Origin of the sequence: Prosthecobacter sp. SYSU 5D2, from assembly GCF_039655865.1 — a bacterium.
Taxonomy (GTDB): domain Bacteria; phylum Verrucomicrobiota; class Verrucomicrobiia; order Verrucomicrobiales; family Verrucomicrobiaceae; genus Prosthecobacter.
This window is the reverse complement of sequence record NZ_JBBYXL010000009.1, coordinates 58,318-80,893: the sequence shown is the minus strand read 5'-3', so window position 1 is coordinate 80,893 and position 22,576 is coordinate 58,318. Positions and strand designations below refer to the sequence as shown.

At 60.9% G+C, this 22,576-nt stretch carries 16 protein-coding genes; 10 read left to right on the top strand and 6 right to left on the bottom strand.

Annotated elements, in window-relative coordinates:
* Position 1: 1 nt before the first annotated feature.
* Positions 2 to 1,564, top strand: a complete 1,563-nt coding sequence (locus tag WJU23_RS16305) for a fused MFS/spermidine synthase (RefSeq protein WP_346333667.1) — start codon at positions 2 to 4, stop codon at positions 1,562 to 1,564.
* A gap of 147 nt (positions 1,565 to 1,711) precedes the next feature.
* Here the strand turns inward: WJU23_RS16305 and WJU23_RS16300 are convergent, their stop codons facing one another.
* Positions 1,712 to 2,446 carry a hypothetical protein gene (locus WJU23_RS16300; protein ID WP_346333666.1) on the bottom strand — a complete coding sequence of 245 codons (735 nt, stop codon included), beginning with the start codon at positions 2,444 to 2,446 and terminating at the stop codon, positions 1,712 to 1,714.
* Between the two features lie 191 nt (positions 2,447 to 2,637).
* Between WJU23_RS16300 and WJU23_RS16295 the strand changes: the two genes are divergently transcribed.
* From WJU23_RS16295 to WJU23_RS16280, 4 genes are all read left to right on the top strand, one after another.
* Complete coding sequence (locus tag WJU23_RS16295; protein WP_346333665.1) at positions 2,638 to 4,506, top strand: ABC-F family ATP-binding cassette domain-containing protein; 1,869 nt, start codon at positions 2,638 to 2,640, stop codon at positions 4,504 to 4,506.
* A 37-nt stretch (positions 4,507 to 4,543) separates the two neighbouring features.
* Positions 4,544 to 5,950 carry a Gfo/Idh/MocA family oxidoreductase gene (locus WJU23_RS16290; RefSeq protein ID WP_346333664.1) on the top strand — a complete coding sequence of 469 codons (1,407 nt, stop codon included), beginning with the start codon at positions 4,544 to 4,546 and terminating at the stop codon, positions 5,948 to 5,950.
* Between the two features lie 64 nt (positions 5,951 to 6,014).
* The gene (locus WJU23_RS16285; protein ID WP_346333663.1) at positions 6,015 to 7,085 is read left to right on the top strand and encodes a zinc ribbon domain-containing protein; all 1,071 of its coding nucleotides are present in this window, start codon (positions 6,015 to 6,017) and stop codon (positions 7,083 to 7,085) included.
* A 246-nt stretch (positions 7,086 to 7,331) separates the two neighbouring features.
* Positions 7,332 to 7,658 (top strand): hypothetical protein, encoded by a 327-nt coding sequence (locus WJU23_RS16280; protein ID WP_346333662.1) that lies wholly within the window; start codon positions 7,332 to 7,334, stop codon positions 7,656 to 7,658.
* A 104-nt stretch (positions 7,659 to 7,762) separates the two neighbouring features.
* On the opposite strand, the gene WJU23_RS16275 is transcribed toward WJU23_RS16280, so the two are convergent.
* The 3 genes from WJU23_RS16275 to trpD form a co-directional block, all read right to left on the bottom strand.
* Positions 7,763 to 8,920: a serine hydrolase domain-containing protein gene (locus WJU23_RS16275; RefSeq protein WP_346333661.1), complete on the bottom strand. Its 1,158-nt coding sequence runs from the start codon at positions 8,918 to 8,920 to the stop codon at positions 7,763 to 7,765.
* Between the two features lie 2 nt (positions 8,921 to 8,922).
* Positions 8,923 to 9,402 carry a hypothetical protein gene (locus WJU23_RS16270; protein WP_346333660.1) on the bottom strand — a complete coding sequence of 160 codons (480 nt, stop codon included), beginning with the start codon at positions 9,400 to 9,402 and terminating at the stop codon, positions 8,923 to 8,925.
* 75 nt (positions 9,403 to 9,477) lie between these two features.
* Positions 9,478 to 10,515, bottom strand: a complete 1,038-nt coding sequence (gene trpD, locus WJU23_RS16265) for an anthranilate phosphoribosyltransferase (protein ID WP_346333659.1) — start codon at positions 10,513 to 10,515, stop codon at positions 9,478 to 9,480.
* Between the two features lie 99 nt (positions 10,516 to 10,614).
* Between trpD and WJU23_RS16260 the strand changes: the two genes are divergently transcribed.
* Positions 10,615 to 12,486 carry an Hsp70 family protein gene (locus WJU23_RS16260; protein ID WP_346333658.1) on the top strand — a complete coding sequence of 624 codons (1,872 nt, stop codon included), beginning with the start codon at positions 10,615 to 10,617 and terminating at the stop codon, positions 12,484 to 12,486.
* Between the two features lie 73 nt (positions 12,487 to 12,559).
* Here WJU23_RS16260 and WJU23_RS16255 read toward each other — a convergent pair whose 3' ends face one another.
* Together WJU23_RS16255 and asnS are read right to left on the bottom strand one after the other, a co-directional pair.
* Entirely contained in the window at positions 12,560 to 13,450 is an 891-nt protein-coding gene (locus WJU23_RS16255; protein ID WP_346333657.1) for a protein-disulfide reductase DsbD domain-containing protein, read from the bottom strand.
* Between the two features lie 85 nt (positions 13,451 to 13,535).
* Positions 13,536 to 14,897, bottom strand: coding sequence for an asparagine--tRNA ligase (gene asnS, locus WJU23_RS16250; protein ID WP_346333656.1), 1,362 nt, complete (start codon positions 14,895 to 14,897; stop codon positions 13,536 to 13,538).
* A 192-nt stretch (positions 14,898 to 15,089) separates the two neighbouring features.
* Between asnS and WJU23_RS16245 the strand changes: the two genes are divergently transcribed.
* The 4 genes from WJU23_RS16245 to WJU23_RS16230 all read left to right on the top strand — a co-directional run bounded on the left by WJU23_RS16245 (position 15,090) and on the right by WJU23_RS16230 (position 22,452).
* Positions 15,090 to 15,422, top strand: a complete 333-nt coding sequence (locus WJU23_RS16245; RefSeq protein WP_346333655.1) for a hypothetical protein — start codon at positions 15,090 to 15,092, stop codon at positions 15,420 to 15,422.
* Between the two features lie 62 nt (positions 15,423 to 15,484).
* Positions 15,485 to 15,793 carry a Dabb family protein gene (locus tag WJU23_RS16240; protein ID WP_346333654.1) on the top strand — a complete coding sequence of 103 codons (309 nt, stop codon included), beginning with the start codon at positions 15,485 to 15,487 and terminating at the stop codon, positions 15,791 to 15,793.
* Complete coding sequence (locus WJU23_RS16235; protein WP_346333653.1) at positions 15,790 to 20,796, top strand: PVC-type heme-binding CxxCH protein; 5,007 nt, start codon at positions 15,790 to 15,792, stop codon at positions 20,794 to 20,796. Before WJU23_RS16240 ends, WJU23_RS16235 begins: the two co-directional genes overlap by 4 nt.
* A gap of 96 nt (positions 20,797 to 20,892) precedes the next feature.
* Positions 20,893 to 22,452 (top strand): sulfatase-like hydrolase/transferase, encoded by a 1,560-nt coding sequence (locus WJU23_RS16230; protein WP_346333652.1) that lies wholly within the window; start codon positions 20,893 to 20,895, stop codon positions 22,450 to 22,452.
* The last annotated feature ends 124 nt before the right edge of the window (positions 22,453 to 22,576 follow it).

Below are 22,576 nucleotides of genomic sequence, written 5' to 3'. Positions count from 1 at the left end.
AATGGCCAAAACCCCCGCCACTCCATCTCCCGCCTCTCCCCAGGCTTCCTCCAGCAGCCTTTTCCTCACGCGCCTCTTTCTCGGCGCGGCCTGCTTCTTGTCCGGGGCCTCTCTGATGGTCATTGAAATCAGCGCCGCGCGTCTGCTCTCGCCCCTGTTTGGAAACAGCGTTTATACCTGGACAGCCCTCATCGGCGTCATCCTTATCGCTTTCAGCATCGGCGGCTACTGGGGCGGGCGGCTGGCGGACCGGCGCGCCGGGCTTGATGTGCTCGGCTGGCTGCTGACAGGAGTGGCCTTTCTCACCTTCTTCATCCCCGCGCTTAGCACCTGGTTCGGTCCGTCCTTTGCCAAAGCCGGCCTCATTGATGGACCGGTCATGTTCTCCCTCTTCCTGCTGGCCGTGCCCGGTGCGTTGCTTGGGGCCGTGTCTCCCGCTGCTGTGCGCCTTTACAGCCTCACCTCTGCCGATACCCACATCGGCGGCGCGGCAGGCACCATCAGCATGCTCGGCTCCCTGGGCAGTTTTGTGGGCACCTTCCTCTCCGGCTTTTTCCTGCTGGGAACCTTCGGTGTGCGCAGCATCTTTGTCGGCACAGCGGTGCTGCTGCTGGTGCTCGCTCTGCTGGCTTTTTTCCTCGCAGGCACAGGGGCTGCCCGGATGACGAAAGTCGTCGCCATGTGCCTCCTCGCAGGCCTTGTCGGCGGCCTCACCGGCCCTGCCCCGGTTCAGGGTGTCATCTATGAGCATGAATCCTTTTACCATCGTATCCAGGTCTCTGAAGAAGGCACCAGCCCCAACCGCCGCCGCCTGCTGAAACTGGATTCCACCCATGAAGGCGGCATGAACCCGGATACCGGCGAGCTCATCCTGGCCTATCAGCATTACTGGCGGCTGGCCATGCTGCAGGACCGTCCTCTGAACAGCGCCCTCTTCATCGGTGCCGGCGCTTTTGGCATGCCTGAGGAAGTCTCCCGCACCTTCCCTGAAGCCACCGTGGACGTGGCCGAGCTGGATCCCGAGGTCATTGAGGCCGGCCGCAAGTTCTTCAAGCTGGATGAATACCCCAACGTCCACGCCCATGCCAGCGATGCCCGCCACTATCTGCGCACTAGCGGCGGCAAAAAATGGGACCTCATTTTTGGCGATGCCTACAACGGCATGCACGCCATCCCGGCCCATCTGGCCACACGGGAGTTCTTCCAGCTCGTTTCCGACCACCTCACCCCTGAGGGTGTTTATACGATGAACGTCATCTCCGCCGTCCAGGGGCCCAAGGCGGAGCTGCTGGCAGGCATGCTCGCCACCCTGCGCCAGGTCTTCCCCCACCTGCAAGTCTTCGCCGTCCAGGGGGACCGCACCGTCACCCAAAACGTCATCATCCTGGCTTCCCATCACGACATGGCCCCGCTCATTGTGGACCAGCATTTCCCCGCCAGCACCTGGCAGGCCCGGCTTCTGCGCACCCACGTTCCGGTCCGCTACCTGCCCGCCAACGGCCAGGTCTTTACCGATGACCTCAACCCCGTGGATGCGATCATCGCACGCGGGCTGATCCGGTAAGGTTAAGTGATGCGGGCACTCTTGCCTGCAATGGTCTGAATTCGGAATACACCAAAGGGTGCCTTCCGTTGAGATGCCCGTGGGTGATCGCTTGTCCCTCGTCAATCGTTGCAGGCAGGCTGCGCAGCCGCGAAGTGAATGTCCGCATCACTTTTGCTTCGCCTTTTCTTCTGCTTCACGTTTTTCACGTGCAGCGTGGAATTCCCGGCCGACGGCTTCGCGATAGAGCTCGCGGAGCTTCTGGACGGCCTGGATCCGCTCTTCACCGGTGGTGGAGACGACACGGGCGACAGCCTCGGCGACCTGTGGCTGGGCCATGACGCGCTCATGCAGCTTGCGGGTATCTTCACGCCTTTCCGGACGGGAGAAACTGATCAGTTCCATGCCCAGGCGCTTCACCATGATGTCGGGAAATTCGGCGGAATCCGGGGGCGGCAGGCGGGGCAGGTCACGGGGGTCGAAATGGTCTTTCGGTTCGATGCGTGCCAAAATGGCCGCAGCCCCTGGATCAATCTTGCCCAGGGATTCCCGGATGGTGTCGCGCATCTCCTCATTGGCGCGCATGGCCTTGTCCTTGGCCGCGATCACTTCCGGACGGCTCCACACCTTGTCCAGGGCTTCGCGTACACGCTTTTTCTCTTCCTCCGGCAGTTTGTCAAAACCGTCGTGGCGCATGGGCGGGCGGCCTCCATAGCCGGGCATGCCGCTGCGGCGATCACTGCCTCGCTCGCCTCCGCGATCCCCACCACGCTCACCGCCACGGGGCGGGCCAAAGCCTGGCGGCTTGTCCCCGCGCTCCCCTTTGGGCGGAGGCGGTGGTTCCGCCTGGGCGACGAGGGCCAGTGCCATCAAAAGGCCAGGGAGTGCCAGAAATCGTGTCATTGCGGTAATTTTCATCGGATCAAGGGGAGCGCAACCCCTGAACCTCACGGGCCAGGGCGGCAAGGCAGATAAACACGCCCTTTGTCCTGAAGTTGCGCACTCTGGCGAAAGCGGCCCCGGATGCGGACGCGGGGCCGCACTCCGTAGGGCCTTGACTCCCGCCCCGCCAGAGGGCACAGAGTGCGCCCCCCATGCTTTCTGTTTCCAATGTCAGTAAAACTTATGCAGGCCGCACCCTCTTCAGCGGTGTGTCTTTCCATATCAATCGCGGTGAGAAGATCGGCCTCATCGGACCCAACGGGGCAGGGAAGTCCACCCTTTTTTCCCTGCTGCTGCGGGAGACGACGCCGGATGACGGCCTGGTGACGATGGAAAAGAACCTGGAGTTTGGGTTCCTGCCGCAGGAAAGCGCCCCTGTGGATGACATGACGGTGCTGGAGCTGGCGACGAGCCACTGCCACGAGCACAGCCGCTGGGAGGCGGAGCCGAAGGCGAAGCGCATCCTGAAGGGACTGGCCTTCCGCGAGACCGACTTCGACCGGAATGCCCGCACCCTGAGCGGCGGCTGGGTGATGCGTGCGCATCTGGCGCGCCTGCTGGTGCAGGAGCCGGACCTGCTGCTGCTGGATGAGCCGACCAACCACCTGGATCTGGAATCCCTCATCTGGTTTCAAAATTACCTGATGAGCTATCCGGGGGCCATTTTGATGATCTCCCATGACCGTGAGTTCCTCAATGCGCTGACGGATGCCATCCTGGAGATCGCCCACAGCAAGGTGAACCGCTATCGCGGCAACTACGATTCCTACCTGGTGGAAAAAGCCGCGCGTGAGGAGCAGATGAAGGGCGCATTTGAAAACCAGCAGCGGGAGATCGCCAAGCTCCAGCAATGGGCGGACCGCTTCAAGGCCAAGGCCAACTTCGCCTCCCGTGCCCAGGACAAGCTGAAGATGATTGACCGCATGGAGAAGCTGGAAGGCCCGGCGGCGGCGGCCAAGACGGTCAAGTTCCGCTTCCCGCAGCCGCCCCGCAGCGGCCAGCGGGTGCTGACGCTGAAAGGGCTGGATTTTGCTTACGGTGAGACGCCGGTGTATCATGGCCTGGATTTCGAAGTCGAAAGGGGCCAGCGCCTGGTGCTGGTGGGGCCTAACGGCGCTGGGAAATCCACGCTGCTGAAGCTGATGGCCGGGGCGCTGACGCCGCAGGGCGGCAAGCGGGATCTCGGTCACAATGTGAAGCAGGGTTACTTTGCGCAGTATCGTGGTGACGTGCTGAACATGAAGCATACCGTTTTGCAGTCCGCCATGGACCTGCCCAGCCGGCCGGGGGAAAATTTGTGTCGCACTTTGTTAGGCTCTTTCCTGTTTCATGGGGATGATGTGTTCAAGCCTGTGGGCGTGCTGAGCGGGGGGGAGAAGTCCCGACTGGCGCTGGTGCGGCTGCTTTTGGATCCGCCGAACCTGCTGCTGATGGATGAGCCGACGACGCATTTGGACATGGGCAGCATTGATGCGCTCATCGGCGCGCTGGAGGACTATGAAGGCACGCTGGTTTTCATCAGCCATGATGTGCACTTTATCCGCGCGATGGCCAGAGGGGTGGTTCATATCGCCGGCGGCGTGCTGACGCCTTATGCCGGGGACTACCAGTATTACCTGGACAAGACCAAAGCCACCTCCGCCCGTGAGGCGCTGACCGCCAGCCTGACCAACAGCCAGCCGGGAGCCTGGGATACACCGGCCAAAAAGGCCTATTCGCCCCCCAAGTCCAAAGAGCAAAAACGCCTGGAGGCGGAGGCCCGCAACAACCGCGCCAAAGGCCGCAAGGACCTGGAGAAAAATGTGGCCCGCATCGAGGAAGAACTCGCCGCTCTGGACAAGCGCAAGATGGAACTCGTGGAACTGCTGCAAGATGGCGCCACCTATGCGGATGCCGCGAAGTTCAAGGCGCTGAGCCAGGAGATGGAGCAGATCGAACCGCGCATCGCCACGAAAACAACCGCCTGGGAAAAGGCTGCCGGGGAGCTGGAAGCGCTGATTGCCAAAGAGGCTGCGTCTTGATCCGCAAGACCGGCGGGCGCAAGGGCGTTCCTTCCGCATGTCCCGACCTCTTTCTTCACGTCGTCAGTTTTTGACCCAAAGCTCCCTGCTGGCCGGAGCGGCCCTGGGTTTCCCTGCCATCGTCAGCTCCCGGTCTCCGAATGCGCGGGTGAACCTGGCCTTCATTGGCGTGGGGGGGCGTGCGGGCAGCAACATCAAGGAGCTGGTGGGCACGGCGCTGTATCCCAAAGGTCCGAAGAAAGAAGGGGAAGCGGTGCCCGCTCCCCAGGAGCCCACGGAAAACGTGGTGGCCATCTGCGATGTGAACAGCCAGCATCTGGACCGGGCGGCTGCCGCTTTTCCGAAGGCCAAATCTTATCGCGACTTCCGCAAGATGTATGAGGAGTCCAAGGACATAGATGCCGTCGTCGTCAGCACTACCGAGCACACGCATGCCTATGCCACGCTGCCCGCGCTGCTGGCCGGAAAGCCGGTGTATTGTGAGAAGCCGCTGACGCGCGACATCGCCGAAGCGCGCCTGATCACGGAGGCGGCGGCCAAGGCCGGAGTGGCCACGCAGATGGGCACGCAGATCCATGGCATGCCTAACTACAGGCGTGTCGTCGAGCTCATCCAGAGCGGTGCCATCGGCAATGTCACGGACGCGCATGTGTGTGTTTCCCGCGCCTGGGGCCACCAGACGAAGGAGGAGGCGGAAGCCAACAAGGACATCGTTTTTGTGACCGAACGCCCGACCGAGGAGCAGACCCCGCCGCCGTATCTGGACTGGGACTTGTGGCTCGGTCCGGCACCTTACCGCCCGTATAACGAGATCTATTTCCCCGGTCCGAAGTGGTATCGCTGGTGGGACTTCGGCAATGGCACCATGTCCGACCTGGGCAGCCACTGGAACGACCTGCCGTTCTGGGCTTTGAAGCTGGATGCGCCGCTGACGGTGGAAGCCTTTGGCCCTGAGCCGCATCCGGAGATCGCTCCGGCGTCCATGTCCGCTGTGTATGAATACGGCCCGCGCGGCGACATGCCCGCCTGCAAGATCCACTGGCATCAGGGCAGCCATAAGCCGGATGTGTGGAAGAACGATCCCTTCATCAGCCAGTGGAACAACGGCGTCCTGTTCATCGGCGACAAGGGCATGCTGCTTTCCGATTATAACAAACATGTCCTGCTGCCTGAGGCCGCATTTGTGGACTTCCAGCGGCCCAAGCCCTTCATCGCCGATTCTCCCGGTCAGCACATCGAGTGGCTGAACGCCATCAAAAACGGCACACCGACCGGCAGTCCTTTCAGTTATGCCGGGCCGCTGACGGAGGCCAACCACCTGGGCAACGTCGCCTTCCGCGCAGACGGCAAGATCACCTGGGATGCCAAGGCCATGAAGATCACCAATAACGAGGCGGCCAACCGCTTCATCAGCCGTGTGCCGCGCGAGGGCTGGAAGCTGTAACAAAAGCCACTCGACCAAGCTTTTGATTTGCGCACCCGAGCGGTCTCAGGTCACTTGGCTGCGCATGTCTGAAGTCACCGCCATCAGCAAGTTCGCCTGCCCCGGCTGCGGGGGAGAAGCCGTCTGGACTCCGGCCAAAAAGGCCCTCGTCTGCCCTTACTGCGGCACCGTCTCCCCGGCGGAGCTGAAGGCGGACGGGTCGCTCATTGAGGAGAACGACCTGGTCACCGCGCTGCGGGCCATTCCGGACGATCAGCGCGGCTGGGAGGCGCAGCGGAAAACGGTGCGCTGCCAGAGCTGCCAGGCCATTTCCGTCTTCGATGAAAAGCGGGTGGCGCAGCGCTGTGACTTCTGCGGCTCCTCTGCCCTGCTGGATGTGGCGGACATGCAGGCACCCATCCGGCCCGGCAGCCTGCTGCCGTTTAAGATCGCTGAGGGTCAGGTGCGCGAAGACATCCGCCGCTGGTATGGCAGTCATTTTTGGGCCCGGAGCAATCTGAGCAACAAAGCCCTCACGGATACCCTTCACGGCCTTTACCTGCCCTACTGGACCTTTGACGCCCATGCCGAGTGCCCCTGGCAGGCGGAGGCGGGTTATCATTATTACGTCCGCGACAGCCAGGGCCGCCAGCAGAGGCGCACCCGCTGGGAACACGCTAGCGGGCATGTCAGCGAGGACTTTGACGACGTTTTGGTACCTGCCTCCAAAGGTGTCCATGCGCCACTGCTCGGTGCGCTGGAGCCGTTTCCCACGACGTCTGAGCTGGTGCCCTATGATGCCGGTTATCTTTCCGGCTGGGTGGTGGAGCAGTATCAGATTGACCTCATCCAGTCGGCCCAGATGTCCCGCCAACGCATGGATGCCCTGCTGCGTCAGGTCTGCTCCCGCGAAGTCCCGGGCGATACCCAGCGCAACCTGCAAATCTCCCCCACGTATAGCGAGCAGACGTTTAAACACGTCCTGCTTCCCGTCTGGCTCCTGTCCTATACCTACGGCACCAAAAACTACCAGGTGGCCGTCAACGGCGTCACCGGCAAGATCACCGGCGAATACCCGCTGAGCTGGGTGAAGATCACGATCGCGGTGATTATTGGACTCATCATCCTCTTCGTCTTCATTGCGTATAGCGATTGAGGGAGGGATGGAAATGAATGACGAATGATCCCGCAGGGAGGGAACGAAGACTGAGGACTGAGGACTGAGGACTGAGGACTGATGCGGACGAGGGCGAGGGCGAGGGCGAGGGCGAGGGCGAGGGCGAGGGCGATGCGGTTTTCGGGATCGGCGAAGCAGAGGCTGCCACTGGCACCGGGATGGCGAAAGGCGGTGAGGATGTCCTGAAGGCTGGCAGGGATGACGTGCCTGCTATGGGTTGCCCATATGTCAATAGTCATCAACCTGACCCCGATTCCCCTTTATCTTTGTTTCATAAAACAACCAATTATCCAAGCAGGGAAAGTTACAGAAAAAAGTGCGATCACCACTATCAATACCAAGCCAATAAATGCGCCTACCAAGCTAACTTCGGGGCTAGATTCTCCTGATGATGAAGATGAAACAAACACCGGTGCTATGACGATAAGAAAAAAAGTTACCACTGATGCAAAAAGACAAAAAAGGTCATGTTCCCCCCATGCCAGTCTCACTTTACGGATAAATTTAGTATACATTGGTTTTGATTTTATAATCTCCATCAAACACATATGAAGTATCCATACGGCTTTGATGCCCGAAAAGCGGGAACGAATGCTGAGAACTGAGGGCTGTGCACTGCGAACTGGGCCTGATGCGGACGGGGGCGTATGCGCTCCTCAGGCGTACAGCCGCTCCACCATGCCCAGCACCTTCGGGCCGGGGAGGGTACCGAATTCCATCTGGTTCATCACGTAGGCCAGGGCGATGCGGTTTTCAGGGTCGGCGAAGCAGAGGCTGCCTCCGGCACCGGGATGACCGAAGGCCGTCAGGCTGGGGCCAAAGTGCTGGCGCAGCTTGCTGCCGTCCTCGCTTAGCGGGTCCTGCATGACGCCGGCGGCAAAGGCGATGGGGGTGAGCAGCACACTGTCTTCTTCTTGGGAGAGAGTGTGGCCTAACTGCTTCAAAACGGCTTCGGAAACGAGCCGCTGGCCCTTCCACAGGCCGCCCTGGGCGAGCATGGCATAGAACTGCCCCAGGCCATGCGCGGTGCCGACGCCGCCCATGCTGGCAAAGCCGGGTGCCCAAAGCTCGGGCGTATTGTATTCGCTCACCGCATTCAGTCCAAAGGGACTCACGAAGGTGCGGTGCGTGAGGCTGCTGCTGTTGTTATAGGCTTTTAAGAAAGGCTGGTCGCTGTTGGCGATGCTGATCCGCCCCGGATACACGGGCGAGACGCGGGGCCAATGCTGCTCCGGCAGGCCGATCCAGAAATCCAGGCCCATAGGGGTGGCGAAGGTATCGCGAAAGTAGAGCCCCAAGGAATCCACGCCGGTGATGCGGCGCACGATTTCATCCATCAAAAAGCCAAAGGTGCGCGCGTGATAACCCTGCTTCGTGCCCGGCTCCCACAGCGGCACCTGGCGCTCCAAGGCCTCCACCACAGCCTCATAGTTAAAGATGGGCACGCGCTCATCCATTGCGCAAAGCCCGGCGGTGTGGGAGAGCAGGTGCGCGAACTGCATCTCCCCTTTGCCGCCGCCGACGAATTCCGGCCACACCTCGGACACGGCGCTGTCCAGCGGTAAACCGGCTTCCTCCAGCGCCATGAGGCAGCAGACCGCCGCCGGGGCCTTGGTGGAGGAAAAGACCGGAACCAATGTGTCCGCCGTCCAGGGCCGGGTGCTCTGGCGGTCGCAAAATCCATGCGCTAAGGAAAGCACTTCGATGCCGTTTTGCCAGATGGACACAGACGCCCCCAGCTCCCCCCGGCTGCGGAAGTTTTCCTCAAACCATTCCTTGACGGTGGTCAGGGCTGAATCGGTGATGGCGTGCATTTTCAGGGCTTTTCCAGCAGGGGGCGCAGCCGGTCCAGATCCGGGTCTTTGCGGGCGTGGCTGCGCAGGCTGCCATCCATCTCAAAGGATTGCTTCAGCAGGTTCAGGGCCTTTTCGTCCTGACCCAAGCAGGCCAGGTAACACCCGAGGTTGTAATAATATACCGGCTTGGTGCGCAGCGTCACCGGTCCCCTCGCTAGCAGGTCAAGCGCCTCCGTGGTATGGCCCAGCTCATGCAGGCAATAGGCTGCATGGATGAATCCGCCCGGCTCCTCCGGCTCCAGCTCGCACAGCTTCTGGGTCAGCACCAGCGCCTCGGCCCAGCGCTGGTCGCCCATGTGGCAGAGCACGGTCAGCTCGATCACATCCACCCGGTCTGCGGCGTGCAGCGGCAGGTGAGCGAGCTCCGCCCGCGCCTCCTCATGGAGACCAAGCTCCACATAGCCCTGGGCAGCGAGGATGCGTCTTTCCGACTCGTTCATGGTACGGCTGCTTATTAGACAGAGGACCCGGGCGAGTCAACAAGACAAGGCGGGCAGCTCCAGCCTGAAGCCTGCTCAACACCAGTCCCGCATGGCCACCATCTTGGCGTGGGCGGCACCGCGGTCGAGGAGGGATTCGGCGAGGGATTTGCCTTCGGCAAGATCGGGGGAGATGCCGGTGATGACGAAGCCGGCGGCGGCGTTCAGCACGGCGATGTCGCGCTTGGGGCCTTTGAGGGTATGATCGAGGATGCCTTCGATGATGGCGGCGTTTTCAGCGGCATCGCCACCGACGAGGTCTTCCAGGCGGGCTGGGCCGAAGCCGAGGCTGGCGGGATCAAGGGTGGTTTCCGTGAGGGTGCCGTTGCTGACCTGGCAGACCTGGTTTTCACCCAGGGTAGAGAGTTCATCCATGCCGCCGCCGTCATTGCCAGTACCGTGGACGACCCAGGCGCTTTTGCGGCCGAGGGTCATGAGGATCTCGCCAAAGGAGCGGGTGAAGGCGGGATCAAAGACGCCCAGGAGCTGGTAGTCGGGGCGGGCGGGATTGAGCAGGGGACCCAGGAGGTTAAAGATGGAGCGCTGGCCCTCGGCGGCGAGGAGCTTGCGAGCTTCGCCCACGGCCTTGAAGGCGGGATGATACAGGGGGGCGAAGAAGAAGCCGAGGCCGTTGGTCTCCATGCCGCGTGCCACGCGCTCCACGGGCAGGTCAATGCGGATGCCCAGGGCCTCCAGGACATCGGCCCCGCCGGCTTTGCTGGTGACGCCGCGGTTGCCATGCTTGGTCACGCAGACGCCGCCGGCAGCCAGGATGAACATGGCGGTGGTGGAGATGTTGAAGAGATGCAGTTTGTCACCGCCGGTTCCCACCACGTCCAGCATGGGGCCGGGGAGCTTGTCGCGGTCCAGGCCGGGATCCACGGCCAGACGCAGAAACTCCTGCACGAAGCAGGCGATCTCGGCCGGCGTCTCGCCTTTTTTTGCGAGGGTGCGGAGGAAATTGGCCTTGGTCTCAGGAGACTCCTGCTCGTCCACCAGAAAGGCGGCGGCTTCGCGCACTTGGGCTTCGGTCAGGCATTTGCCTTCGGCGAGGGGAGTCAATAGGGTCTGCATGGGCGCGAATGCTGGCAGAGATGATCGGTTTTGGCAATCCCCGGTGCGCAACGATTCCTTGTCTTTTCACTAAAGGCGTGGCTATGAGGAGGGAAAGACATGCCTGATTCATCCCCCATCCTTGGCCTTGACCTCGGTACAAAGGAACACGCTTTGGCGAGCGCGGCTACGGAGGGCTCGCCCATCCTTGGTATTGACCTCGGCACCACCAACTCCCTCGTGGGGGTGGTGGACAGTGGTTTTCCCATCCTCCTGGCTGATGAAGAAGGCCAGCGGCTGACGCCTTCCGCCGTCAACTATGGTGCCGACGGCAGCCACATTGTGGGGGCGGCGGCGCTGCGCAAACGGGCGCTGGAGCCGCAGCGCACGGTGACCAGTGTGAAGCGTCTGATCGGACGCCGGGCGGGGGAGGGGGGCTGGCAGCCGCCGTATGATCTGCGGCAGCTGGACACGAGTCCGGTGGAGGTGTCTGCGGATATTTTGAAGCGGCTGAAGGCCATTGCTGAAAGGGCGCTGGAGCAGCCGGTTTCACGGGCGGTCATCACGGTGCCAGCCTATTTTAATGATGCCCAGCGCAATGCCACAAAGCAGGCCGGTGAGCTGGCCGGTCTGACTGTGGAACGCATCGTCAGCGAGCCGACGGCGGCGGCGCTGGCCTATGGGCTGGACAAGCTGGATGAGCGCAAGAAAATCGCGGTGTATGACCTGGGCGGGGGCACCTTTGACATCAGTGTGCTGGAGATGCGCGACGGGGTGTTCCAGGTGCTCAGCACCGCGGGAGATACGCAGCTGGGCGGGGATGACATTGACCGGGCGGTGGTGGCGCATGTGCTGAAGGGTCAAGGGGGTCAAGAAGGTCAAGGTGTGAGGGCTTCCAGCCCTCATGATGAAGGCAGGATGGCCTCACTCCTTGGGGCGGTGGAGGCGGCGAAGAAGCGGCTGTCCACGGAGGAAGAGGTGCGCATTGAGCTGCCTTTTTTTGACGGGGTGCAGAGTCTCAGCGTGGAACTTACCCGTGCAGCGTTTGACAAACTTGCCCGGCCTCTCATCGAGCGCACCCGTGCGCATTGTCTGCGGGCTTTGAGCGATGCCAAGGTAAAGCCGGAGGAGCTGGACGAGGTCATCCTGGTGGGGGGCAGTACGCGCATCCCGCTGGTGCGGAGTTATGTGGAAGAGATCTTTGGCCGGGTGCCGAATACCTCGCAAAATCCGGATGAGGCGGTGGCGCTGGGGGCGGTGATTCAGGCGGGGATTTTGAGCGGGTCTTTGAAGAATGTTTTGCTGCTGGATGTGACACCCTTGTCGTTAGGCATCGAGACGTTTGGCGGGCTGATGAACATCATCATTCCGCGCAATTCCACGATTCCCTGCAAGGCGGGGGAGATGTTTACCAATGCGGTGGCTAACCAAAAGGATATGCTGATCCGGGTGCTGCAAGGAGAGCGTGAGCTGGCCAAGGACAACTGGGAGCTGGGGCGTATCGAGATCCCTTTTCCTCCCGGTGCCAAGGGCAGCGCGCGGGTGGGGGTGCAGTTTGCCATTGATGCGAACGGGATCCTGGAGGTGCTGGCGCGGGATACGGCCACCGGCACGGATACGGTGCTGGCCATTCAGAATACAGCGGTGAATGTGGACGATGAGCGCGTGGAGCAGATGATCGCCGAAAGCGTAGAGTATGCCTTTGAGGACATGAACGAACGTGTGTGGACGGAGGCCCGGCTGAAGGCGGAGGAACTGCTGCCGGCGGTGGAGGCGGCGCTGGGTCAATTCGGCGATGCAGTGACGCCGGAAGAGAAGGCGGTGATTGAAGCGGCGGCGGCGCAGGTGCGAGCGGTGCTCACCACACCGGAGCACGATGTGAAGGCGCTGAAAGCGGCGAACCAGGCGCTAGACGATGCTACGCAGGAGCTGGCCGTACGGCTGGTGGAGCAGGCTATGGAGGAATCGCTTGTGCGGCGGGGGCTGGTGTGAAGCTGTTCGGAGTACCGCATTTATGCGGTGATTGGGGAGCTTCGAAGGGGCAATGATTCCGCCAGCGTGCGGGTCACTCCTGATCTGTTTTGGCCTCTTTCATCCGCTGAATCTCCGGGGAGATTTGAAGGCTGCGCCAGGTCTGGCCTTTGACCCAGCCGCCTTCGCGCTGGAGAAGGCCGTGGAGTTTGTCTGGAATGGTCTTGCCGAGGAAGACGTCGGCGCGGGTGAGATGCAGGGTGAGGCCACCATCCGGGCTCACTGTTTGCGGCTGGGGTTCGTCGCTGTTGATCCAGCCGTCTTCGGTGAAAAAGAGGACCTTTTCATCCGGGGTGAAGGGGCGGGCACCGGGGGCAGGGAAGAGGGTGAGGGTCATCTTCAGGCCGTCTTCGACCGCCGTGGAGGTCCAGGCCTCGCTGGGGCGGGGATAGGCGGCGCGTTCTTTTTCAAACAGGGGCTGCCATTGCGGATTGGGAGTGGATTTTTCGGCCACGGACATCTCCAGAGACAGGCCCATATGACCGGGGTGGCAGGTGTTGCCGCAGCACATCCAGGTGGCTTTGGTGCGGAGGGTGATCTTCTCACCGGGCTGCAAATCCGCCGGCGGCCGAATCTCCGTTTGCAGCAGGACATCGCGTTCATAGCCCTGCGCTTTGATGTGAAACATCAGCACGCTCTCCGGCTCCGGGAACTCTAGCTCACCCGCCGTAAATCCCTCCGGCAGCTCCCAGGCCAGGCTGGTGGGCACACCGACGATGCCCGGCTGCCGCCAATAAGTGTGCCAGTCCTTTTCATGCTGGATGAACAGGCCCACGCGGAAGGGCTGACCGGGAATGATGGCGGATGTTTCGGGGACGAGTTGGAATTTGAGGCCTGTTTGGGAGTAAGAGGGCGTGAAGGCAAAAAGGGAAAGGAAAATGACGAATGACGAATAACGAATGACGAATAAACGGAGACGGGTCATTCGTGGCAATGGGGCGGCTTGTTTTGCTCTGGAAAGTTCACTGTTCATTCTGCATTCTGCATTCGTCATTCGTCATTCGTCATTATTAATACGGCGCATGACCCGGTGTACGCGCAAAGGGAATCACATCGCGGATATTGCTCACGCCGGTGACAAACATGAGCAGGCGCTCGAAACCGAGGCCGAATCCGGCGTGGGGCACGCTGCCATAGCGGCGGAGGTCCACATACCAGCGGTAGTCCTCCTCATTGAGCTGGTGATGCTGCATGGCGGCGCGCAGGACGTCCAGTCGCTCTTCGCGCTGGCTGCCGCCGATGATCTCGCCAATGCCGGGGACGAGCAGGTCCATGGCGGCGGCGGTTTTGCCATCGTCATTTTGGCGCATGTAGAAGGGCTTGATGTCCTTCGGGTAGTTGTAAATGGTGACCGGGCCGCGCACGTGCTGCTCGGCGATGAAACGCTCGTGCTCCGTCTGTAGGGCCTCCCCCCAGACGACGGGATGCTCAAAGCTGCGACCGGATTTTAACAGCAGGTCCACGGCCTCCGTGTAGCTGATGCGCTCGAAGGGTTTGTCGAGTGTCTGTTGCAGGCGGCTAACCAATTCTTTGTCAACGAACTTGTTGAAGAATTCCAGCTCCTCCGGGCACTCGGTGAGCATGGCATCCACGAGGTATTTGACGTGTTCTTCGGCGAGGGTCATATCCGCCAGGAGGTCGTAAAAGGCCATCTCAGGCTCGATCATCCAAAACTCCGCTGCGTGGCGGGCGGTGTTGCTGTTTTCCGCGCGGAAGGTGGGGCCGAAGGTGTAGATGTTGCCCAGTGCGCAGGCAAAAGTCTCGCCCTGAAGCTGGCCGCTGACGGTCAGGTAGGTGGGGCGGCCAAAGAAGTCGTCTTCGGGTTTCGCGGCAGCGCCTTGCTTGAGTGTGGTCACGCGGAAGAGCTCGCCCGCACCTTCGCAGTCGCTGGAGGTGATGATGGGGGTGTGGACGTAGAAGAAGCCGCGCTCCTGGAAAAAACGGTGCACGGCAAAAGCCATGCGGCTGCGCACACGGAAGACATTGCCAAAGAGGTTGGTGCGCGGGCGCAGGTGGGCGATGGTGCGGAGAAACTCGGGCGTATGGCCTTTTTTCTGGAGCGGATAGGTGGCGTCAGCCTCGCCCAGCAGGCGCAGCTCGGTGGTTTGCAGTTCCCACTTCTGCCCGGCGGCGGGGGAGGCGATGAGATCTCCCACGACCTCGACTGAGGCGCCGGTCAGCACGCTGGCCAGCAGGGAGGCGGTGGGTAGCGTGGCATCAACCACGACCTGCAGGCCGCGAAAGCAGGAGCCGTCCGTGATTTCCAGGAAGGCACAGGATTTGGATTCACGCTTGGTCCTCACCCAGCCACGGACGATGATGGAGGAGCGGGGGGATTCGGAGGCTAGGATGTGGCGCAGGGTTTCCGGCATGGGGCATTTATGGATGAGGGAAAGAGGCTGGGCAAATGGGATGCGACAGGTTATCAACGTTCGTGATCAATTGCTGAACTACCGATGACACGATTTCTTTCCCGTCATAGACCTGGCTTGTTCATCCTGGGTGGCCTGGGGTTGTTGGTCCTGATGTTCATGGCTAGGTGTGTCCTTGGCCATGAGGCGAGGATGATCGAGAGACTGGTCCAGTCAGGGCTGGTGTCGCATAAGGAGGGTGTGCGTCTGCTTCATTCAACGGGATTCAGGCGTGAGAACACGCATGTATATCAGGTGTCCGAATTGGCAGCCGGTCTGGATGAAGGTCAGAGATTGTCTCCAGAGGACTGGGAACTCGAATGGGCGCGGGAGCATCTTGAAAAGCATTTGAACCCCGGAGTGGATTGGACACGGGCAGAGTTCTATTCATTCGCCGCAGGAAAAGATGACGACTGGATTCTTTGGTCAGCTGTCGTGGTCAACGTTCCCAATGCTCCTCCCTGGGTGATCCTGAGTATCTTTTAACAGCGAGTGAAAAAATTACTGTGTTTCACACGACGAAACCCGTTCCATCTGAATCTGAATTTATGATCGAACACACGGTAACTTTTCTTCTCAAACACGCATCTGGCTCCGTAGAAGAGCAGCGATTTTTACAAGCGGCTGCGGCGCTGGCCTCTTTGCCCGGTGTACGCGACTTTGCGATCCGCCGCCAGACGAGTGCGAAGAACCCGCATGCTTTTGGCATCACGATGCGGTTTGATTCGCAGGCGGCCTACGATGGTTACAGCCAGCATCCAGAGCATGTGGCTTTTGTTCAGGAGCGGTGGCTGGCGGAGGTGGAGGACTTTTTGGAGGCTGACTTTGAACCGCTCGAAGGAGGCACGCTGTCATGAAGGTGTGGCTGGGTCTTCTGGCGCTGGCTTTATTGACGGGCGAGGTTGAGGCGGCTCCGCTGATGGCGGGTGCGGCGACGACGGACATTTCGCCGAAAAAGCTGCCGGCCATCCGCAATGGCGGCTTTACCCAGGTGCTGTGGAACCGGGTGGATGATCCGCTCTATGCTCGCGCGCTGGCGCTGAAGTCGGGGGAGGAAACGCTGGTGATCTGTGTGGTGGATTCCTGCATGCTGCCGACGGATGTGTGCGATGCCATCAAGGCGCGGGTCGCGCAGGAGACGGGGATCCCGTCAGGACGCATCCTGATTTCTTCCACGCATACGCACTCCGCTCCGGGGACGATGAATATGTGCCTGGGTACACGGAAGGATGAAGTCTATACGGCGCAAATGATCCCGCAGGTGGCGGAGGCTATTGTCAAAGCCCATAGCCAGATGCGGCCGGCGAAGGCCGGATGGACGGCGGTGGATGCTCATGGTTATACGAACTGTCGGCGCTGGATCCGCCGAGGCGACAAGATGGATGTGGACCCGTTTGGTGAGAAGACCGTACGTGCGATGATGCATCCGGGTTATCTGAATCCAGATTACGTGGGGCCATCGGGGCCCACCGATCCGCAGCTCTCTTTGCTCAGCCTGGTTGATGCGGCGAATGACAAGCCGCTGTGTGTGCTGGCGAATTTTTCCATGCATTACTTTGGGAATTTGGGTGGGTTTTCGGCGGACTATTTTGGGGACGTGGCGCGGGCATTGGAAAAAGGGCTGGGAGGCGAAGCTGTGGGCATAGTTTCCCAAGGCACCAGCGGTGATCTGCACTGGATGGACTACAGTCAGGCGAAGCGGGAGGGCTACACGCGCCAGCAGTATGCGGAGGGCCTGGCTGCGATTGGCTTGGAGGCTTATAAAGGCATCCGTCACGAGGCGGACGTGCCGCTGGCCATGGCGGAAACGCGTCTGCCAATGGGGCGGCGGGTGCCATCGCCAAAGAGGCTCGAATGGGCGAAGCCGATCAATGAAAAGCGCGGTGATACGCCGCCCAAGGACAGGCCGGAGGTCTATGCCGAACAGGCGGTGTGGATCCATGAAAATCCGCGCACGGAAGTGGTGCTGCAAGCGCTGAGAATCGGCGGGCTGGGCATCGCTGCCATGCCTAACGAAGTGTATGGAATCACTGGATTGAAGATCAAGGCGCAGAGTCCGCTGTCGGCCACGTTTAATATTGAACTGGCCAACGGTGCGGAAGGATACATTCCGCCGCCGGAGCAGCATCGCCTGGGCGGCTACACGACCTGGCCTGCCCGCACTGCCGGACTGGAAGTGGAAGCCGAGCCCAAGATCGTGGAGGCGGTGCTGGGCCTGCTGGAGCAGGTATCGGGCGGGCAACCACGGCGACCACTGGTGGATGCCGCCAGCCCTTACAGTGAGGCGGTGATGAAGGATGAACCGCTGGCCTACTGGCGGCTGAATGATCTGGCGGGGCCTTCACCCCGGGCGGCGGCGAAAGACCTGGACGCTGCTTGGGAACCTGGTGTGGCCTATGGCCTGCCGGGGGTGCAACGGAAGGGCGGTGAGATTTCGGCGCCGCCTGAAAAACCATCGCCTTTTACAGGGCCTGAGATCAACCGGGCGGTGCATGTGGCAGGTGGGCGTCTGCATATCCAGAAGGCGGATTTGGGCAGGCAATACAGCGCCGAGTTGTGGTTTTGGAACGGGCTGCCGGAAGATGTGCGTCCGGTGACCGGGTATCTTTTTTCACGCGGTGTGGACGGTGACAAACGTGCGCTTGGGGAGCATCTGGGCATCGGCGGCACGAGTGGCGTTGTCAGTCCTGGACGGCTGTTTTTTTACACGGGTAACGGGATTGGAAAAGTGGTTGCTGGCAAGTCTCCGTTATCGCTCAAGGACTGGCATCATGTGATGCTGGTGCGGGATGAGAAGAAGCTCACGGTCTATCTGGACGGGCAGGTGGAGATCGAGGCGGAGGCGGAATGGACCTTGCGGGAAAACGGAGGCAGCGTGTTCTTTGGCGGGCGTTGCGACGGGTTTGCCGGGCTGGAGGGAAAGCTGGATGAAGTAGCTCTTTATCCTCATGCGCTGACAGCAGCGCAGGTGATGGCGCATTTCAAAGCGGCGGAGCGCACGGCACCGAAACCGCCTGCGAAGAAGCCGGACTCTGAACCGATGTCTCCTGAAAAGAGTCTGCAAAGCCTGCACTTGCCTGAGGGTTATGAAGCCGCTGTGGTGGCTGCTGAGCCGCTGGTGCTGGACCCGGTGGCTTTTGACTGGGATGGCCAGGGGCGGCTGTGGGTGGTGGAGATGGCGGATTATCCACTCGGCCTGGATGACAGCGGCGCGGCAGGTGGCCGGGTGCGCATCCTGGAGGATGTAAATGGAGACGGTGTGTATGATCAGAGCCGTGTCTTTGCGGATGGACTGAATTTTCCCAATGGCATCCTCACCTGGCGGGGCGGCTGCATCATCACGGCCGCACCGGATATTTTATACATGGAAGACAGCACGGGTGATGGCAAGGCGGACATCAAGAAGGTGCTTTATACCGGCCTGAGCGAGGGCAACCAGCAACTGCGTGCCAACGGCCTGCGCTGGGGGCTGGACAACTGGGTGTATGTGGCGGCGGGCGGTCACAACGGCAGGCATGGAGCCGATACGCGGCTGCTATCCAAACGCACTGGCAAGGAGACAATGGTCGGCAGCCGGGACTTTCGTATCCGGCCAGATACTGGCGAGGTGGAGGCCCAAAGCGGACCTGCACAGTTTGGCCGCAACCGCGATGACTGGGGAAACTGGTTTGGCACGCAGAATTCGCATCCGCTGTGGCACTATGTGCTGCCGGAGCAATACTTGAAACGCAATCCTCATCTGGCCGCGCCTGAGGGACGGGTGCAACTGCCGGGCGGCTCCAATCCGCCTGTGTATCCCATCAGCGCGCCGGAAAAACGCTACCACAATTTCAAGCAGGCCGGGCGCTACACGTCCGCATGCAGCGGCATGATTTATGGGGATTCCCTGCTGTTTGGAGAGGATCGCAGGGATGCCTTCATTGCCGAGCCTTTTCATAATCTGGTGCAGCATCTGGAACTGGAACCTGAGGGCGTGACCTTCTCCGCGCGGCGTCCAGAAGCAGACGGTCAACCGGACTTTTTTGCCAGCGAGGACCGCTGGTGCCGGCCGGTGATGATCCGCACCGGGCCGGACGGGGCGCTGTGGATTGCGGACATGTACCGTTACATGATCGAACATCCGCAGTGGCTGCCGGAGGAAGGCAAGGCAGATCTTTTGCCGCATTATCGGTTAGGTGATGATCTGGGGCGGATCTACCGGGTCACCCGGCAGGGGGCGGAAATACCCCCGTTTGCAAAGCTTGCCTCGCTTGACGCCGCTGCCCTTGTGACGGCATTGGATTCATCAAATTCATGGGTGCGTGACAAGGCTCAACAGATGCTTCTTTGGAAATCAGAAACTGGCATTCTGCCTCAGCTGAGAGAGCTGGCCAGGACAGCGGGCAGGCCGCAAACCCGACTGCAGGCCCTTTGCAAGCTGGACGGCTTGCGGGCCTTACAGGTTGAAGATGTGCTGACGGCACTTAAGGATGCACACCCCGGTGTGCGCGAAAATGCGCTGCGCATGGCGGAAGATTTTGATGACAGCGCAGTTCTGAAAGCGGCTTGGTCGCTCGCGTCTGACCCGGATGCCAAGGTGCGTTTGCAACTCGCCTTCAGCCTGGGCCAATGGTCACAGGCCGGGGCAGGGGAGGTCCTTGCAGGGATGTTGAGGGAACATGAGAACAATGCTTTCATCCGTGTCGCCTGCCTCAGCTCGGCTTTGCCGCATCTGGATGCGCTGGCGGCATCCGCAGGACCCCATTCGCGGGATCCGCTGATGAAGATGGCGCTGGGGGAAGGACGCAGGCAGGCTCTGGCCGTGCTTTTGAGACCTGCGCTGCAAGCCAGTGGCGGAATGAGCCAGGAGGAATCGTGGAGTTTGTTAGGCCGGTTGATGGACATGCTGCGTGAGCGGCAGACCACCCTTGCCGCGCTTCGTGATGAAAAGACTGGTGATGATCTTTCGGTGATGCTTGGCAATGCCGAATCCCTTTTTGCTCAGGCTACGGCCGCTTTATCCAGACCGCAGGAAAATCAAAGGGTGAAGGTTGCCGCAGCGGCCCTGCTCATCCGGCAGGAGTCGGCTCGCGACCAGGCGCTGCAGCATCTGATGACGCTGCTGCATCCCGCCACCGCTCCGGATGATCTGCGCCTGGCGCTGGACCTCCTGGTCACGCATGGCCCGGATACGGTGCCGGAGAATCTTTTGGGTCTTTGGGAAAGCCTGCTGCCGCAGGCGCGCAGCCTGGCGCTGGATGCCATCCTGGCCCGGGACAGCTGGACGCGGCATCTGCTGGCGGCGGTGGAAGCGGGAAAATTCGCTGCGCGTGATCTGGATGCCACCCGCCGTCTGCGCCTGACGAGCCACCCTAACAAAACGCTGCAACAACAGGCATCCGGTTTGTTCAACCTGGCCGGGTCTCCCTCGCGCACTCAGGTGGTGGAGAAATATCACAGTGCGCTGACCTTGCCCGCTGATAAGAAGCGGGGGCACGCGGTGTATCAACGAGCCTGTGCCGCCTGCCATGTCTATGGCAGCGAAGGGAATGCCATCGGGCCGGATCTGCGCACGGTGGGCGCGCATCCGGCGGAGAAAATTCTCGTCAACATTCTGGATCCGAACCTGGACATCCAGCCTGGTTTTCATGCTTACACTTGCACGCTCAACAGCGGCGAGCAGCTCTTCGGGCTCATTGCTTCCGAAAGCGCTTCCAGCGTGAATTTCAAGATGCCCGATGGCAGCTCGCGCAACATTTTGCGCCAGGACATCACCACGCTGAGGAGCCTGGGCATCTCCCTCATGCCGGAAGGGCTGGAGGCGACACTGACGCCCCAGGATCTGGCGGATTTGATCGCCTTTCTGAAGGCGGAGGGATGATGCGTGTTTGACCGGCAGGTTCAGAATTGTGCAAGGTGCCAGCGTGGAGGCCGTTCCCATCCGCGTCCAACCTTCTGCCTCCGTTCCCCTTTCCCAATGAAAGTCCTTTCGTCCCTTTTGCTCGTCCTCATCACCGCCTGTGCGCTGTTTTCCAGCGCCTCTGCTGCTGAAAAGCGGCCTAACATTCTTTTCATCCTGGCGGATGACCAGTCGCCCTTTGATCTGAAGATTTACAATCCGGCCTCGGAGCTGGAGACCCCGGCGCTGGACCGTCTGGCGGCGGAGGGCATGGTGTTTGACGGGGCTTATCACATGGGCTCCTTCAGCGGCGCGGTGTGCTCGCCGTCGCGGCACATGATCATGAGCGGGCGCACGGTGTGGCATCTGCCCCAGGCACCCTGGGCGGCCGAGCGCTGCCCTCCGAACCTGGAGCAGCAGACGATGCCCGCCGTCTTCAATCGTGCTGGATACGCCACGATGCGCACCTGCAAAACCGGGAACAGCTATGAGGCCGCCAATGCCCTCTTCACGGTCCGGCGGGATGCGATGAAACGCGGTGGCGATGAGGAGAATGGCAGCGGCTGGCATGCCCAGCAGGTGATGGATTACCTGGGCGAACGCGAGGCTGCCAAGGATGAAAAACCTTTCCTCATCTATTACGGCTTTTCACATCCGCATGACACCCGCGATGGCAAACCGGAGCTGCTGGCCAAATATGGTGCCACCAATCATGACGATCCGGAAACCGCGCCGTCTTTGCATTCCAAGCAGCCCAAACTGCCCGCCAACTACCTCACTGCGCATCCCTTTGACATGACTCATGCGGATGTGCGTGATGAACAGCAGGTAAGCGGCGTATGGGGGCGGCGGGATGAGGCCAGCATCCGCAATGAGATCGGCCGCCAGTATGCCTGCAGTGATAACATTGACCAGCAGATCACCCGCGTGCTGAAGAAGCTTGAGGAGATGGGCGAGCTGGACAACACGTATATCATCTACACCGCAGACCACGGCATGTCCATTGGCCGCCATGGCCTCATGGGCAAACAGAACCTCTATCAGCACACCTGGCGCGTGCCCTTTATTGTGAAAGGTCCTGGCATCAAGCCTGGCAGCCGGGTGGAGGGCAACATCTACCTGCTTGACATCCTGGCCACTCTTTGTGACCTGGCTGGAATCACTGCTCCGGAAAGCAATGAAGGCAGCAGCTTCAAACCGGTCCTCACTGGTGAAAAGACCGTCGTCCGGGATGTTCTCTATGGCGCGTATTCCGGCGGCAGCAAACCGGGCATCCGTTGTGTGAAGCAGGGGGACTGGAAGCTCATTCAATACGAAGCTCCAGACCGGTCCGTCAGCGAAACGCAGCTCTTTAACCTCAAGGAAAACCCGGATGAACTGCTGGCCCAGCATCATGATGCGAAGGTGGCCGCTCTCACCGGTTTCACGCCAGCGGATGGCCAGGTCAATCTCGCCAAAGATCCCGCCCATGCTGAAAAGCTGGCCGAAATGCAGGCCCTCCTGCTCAGCGAGATGCGCCGCCTGCATGATCCCTGGCGCTTTTCCAACCAGCCTGATGACAGCCTGCCCACGCCTCCCGCTCCGGCTGCGCGTAAAGGGCAGGGGAAAGGCAAGGGCAAGAAGGCGAAAAAGCAATAATGGTTAGGTGGCTGTGGGTGGCTCCGTTCACTTTGCGAAGTCTCTGTAGGTATTACCCCAAGTCTGTGGCTCCGGTCTGATTCAGCCACTCCTGTGCCTTTTCTTGGATCTTGATCACCAAATG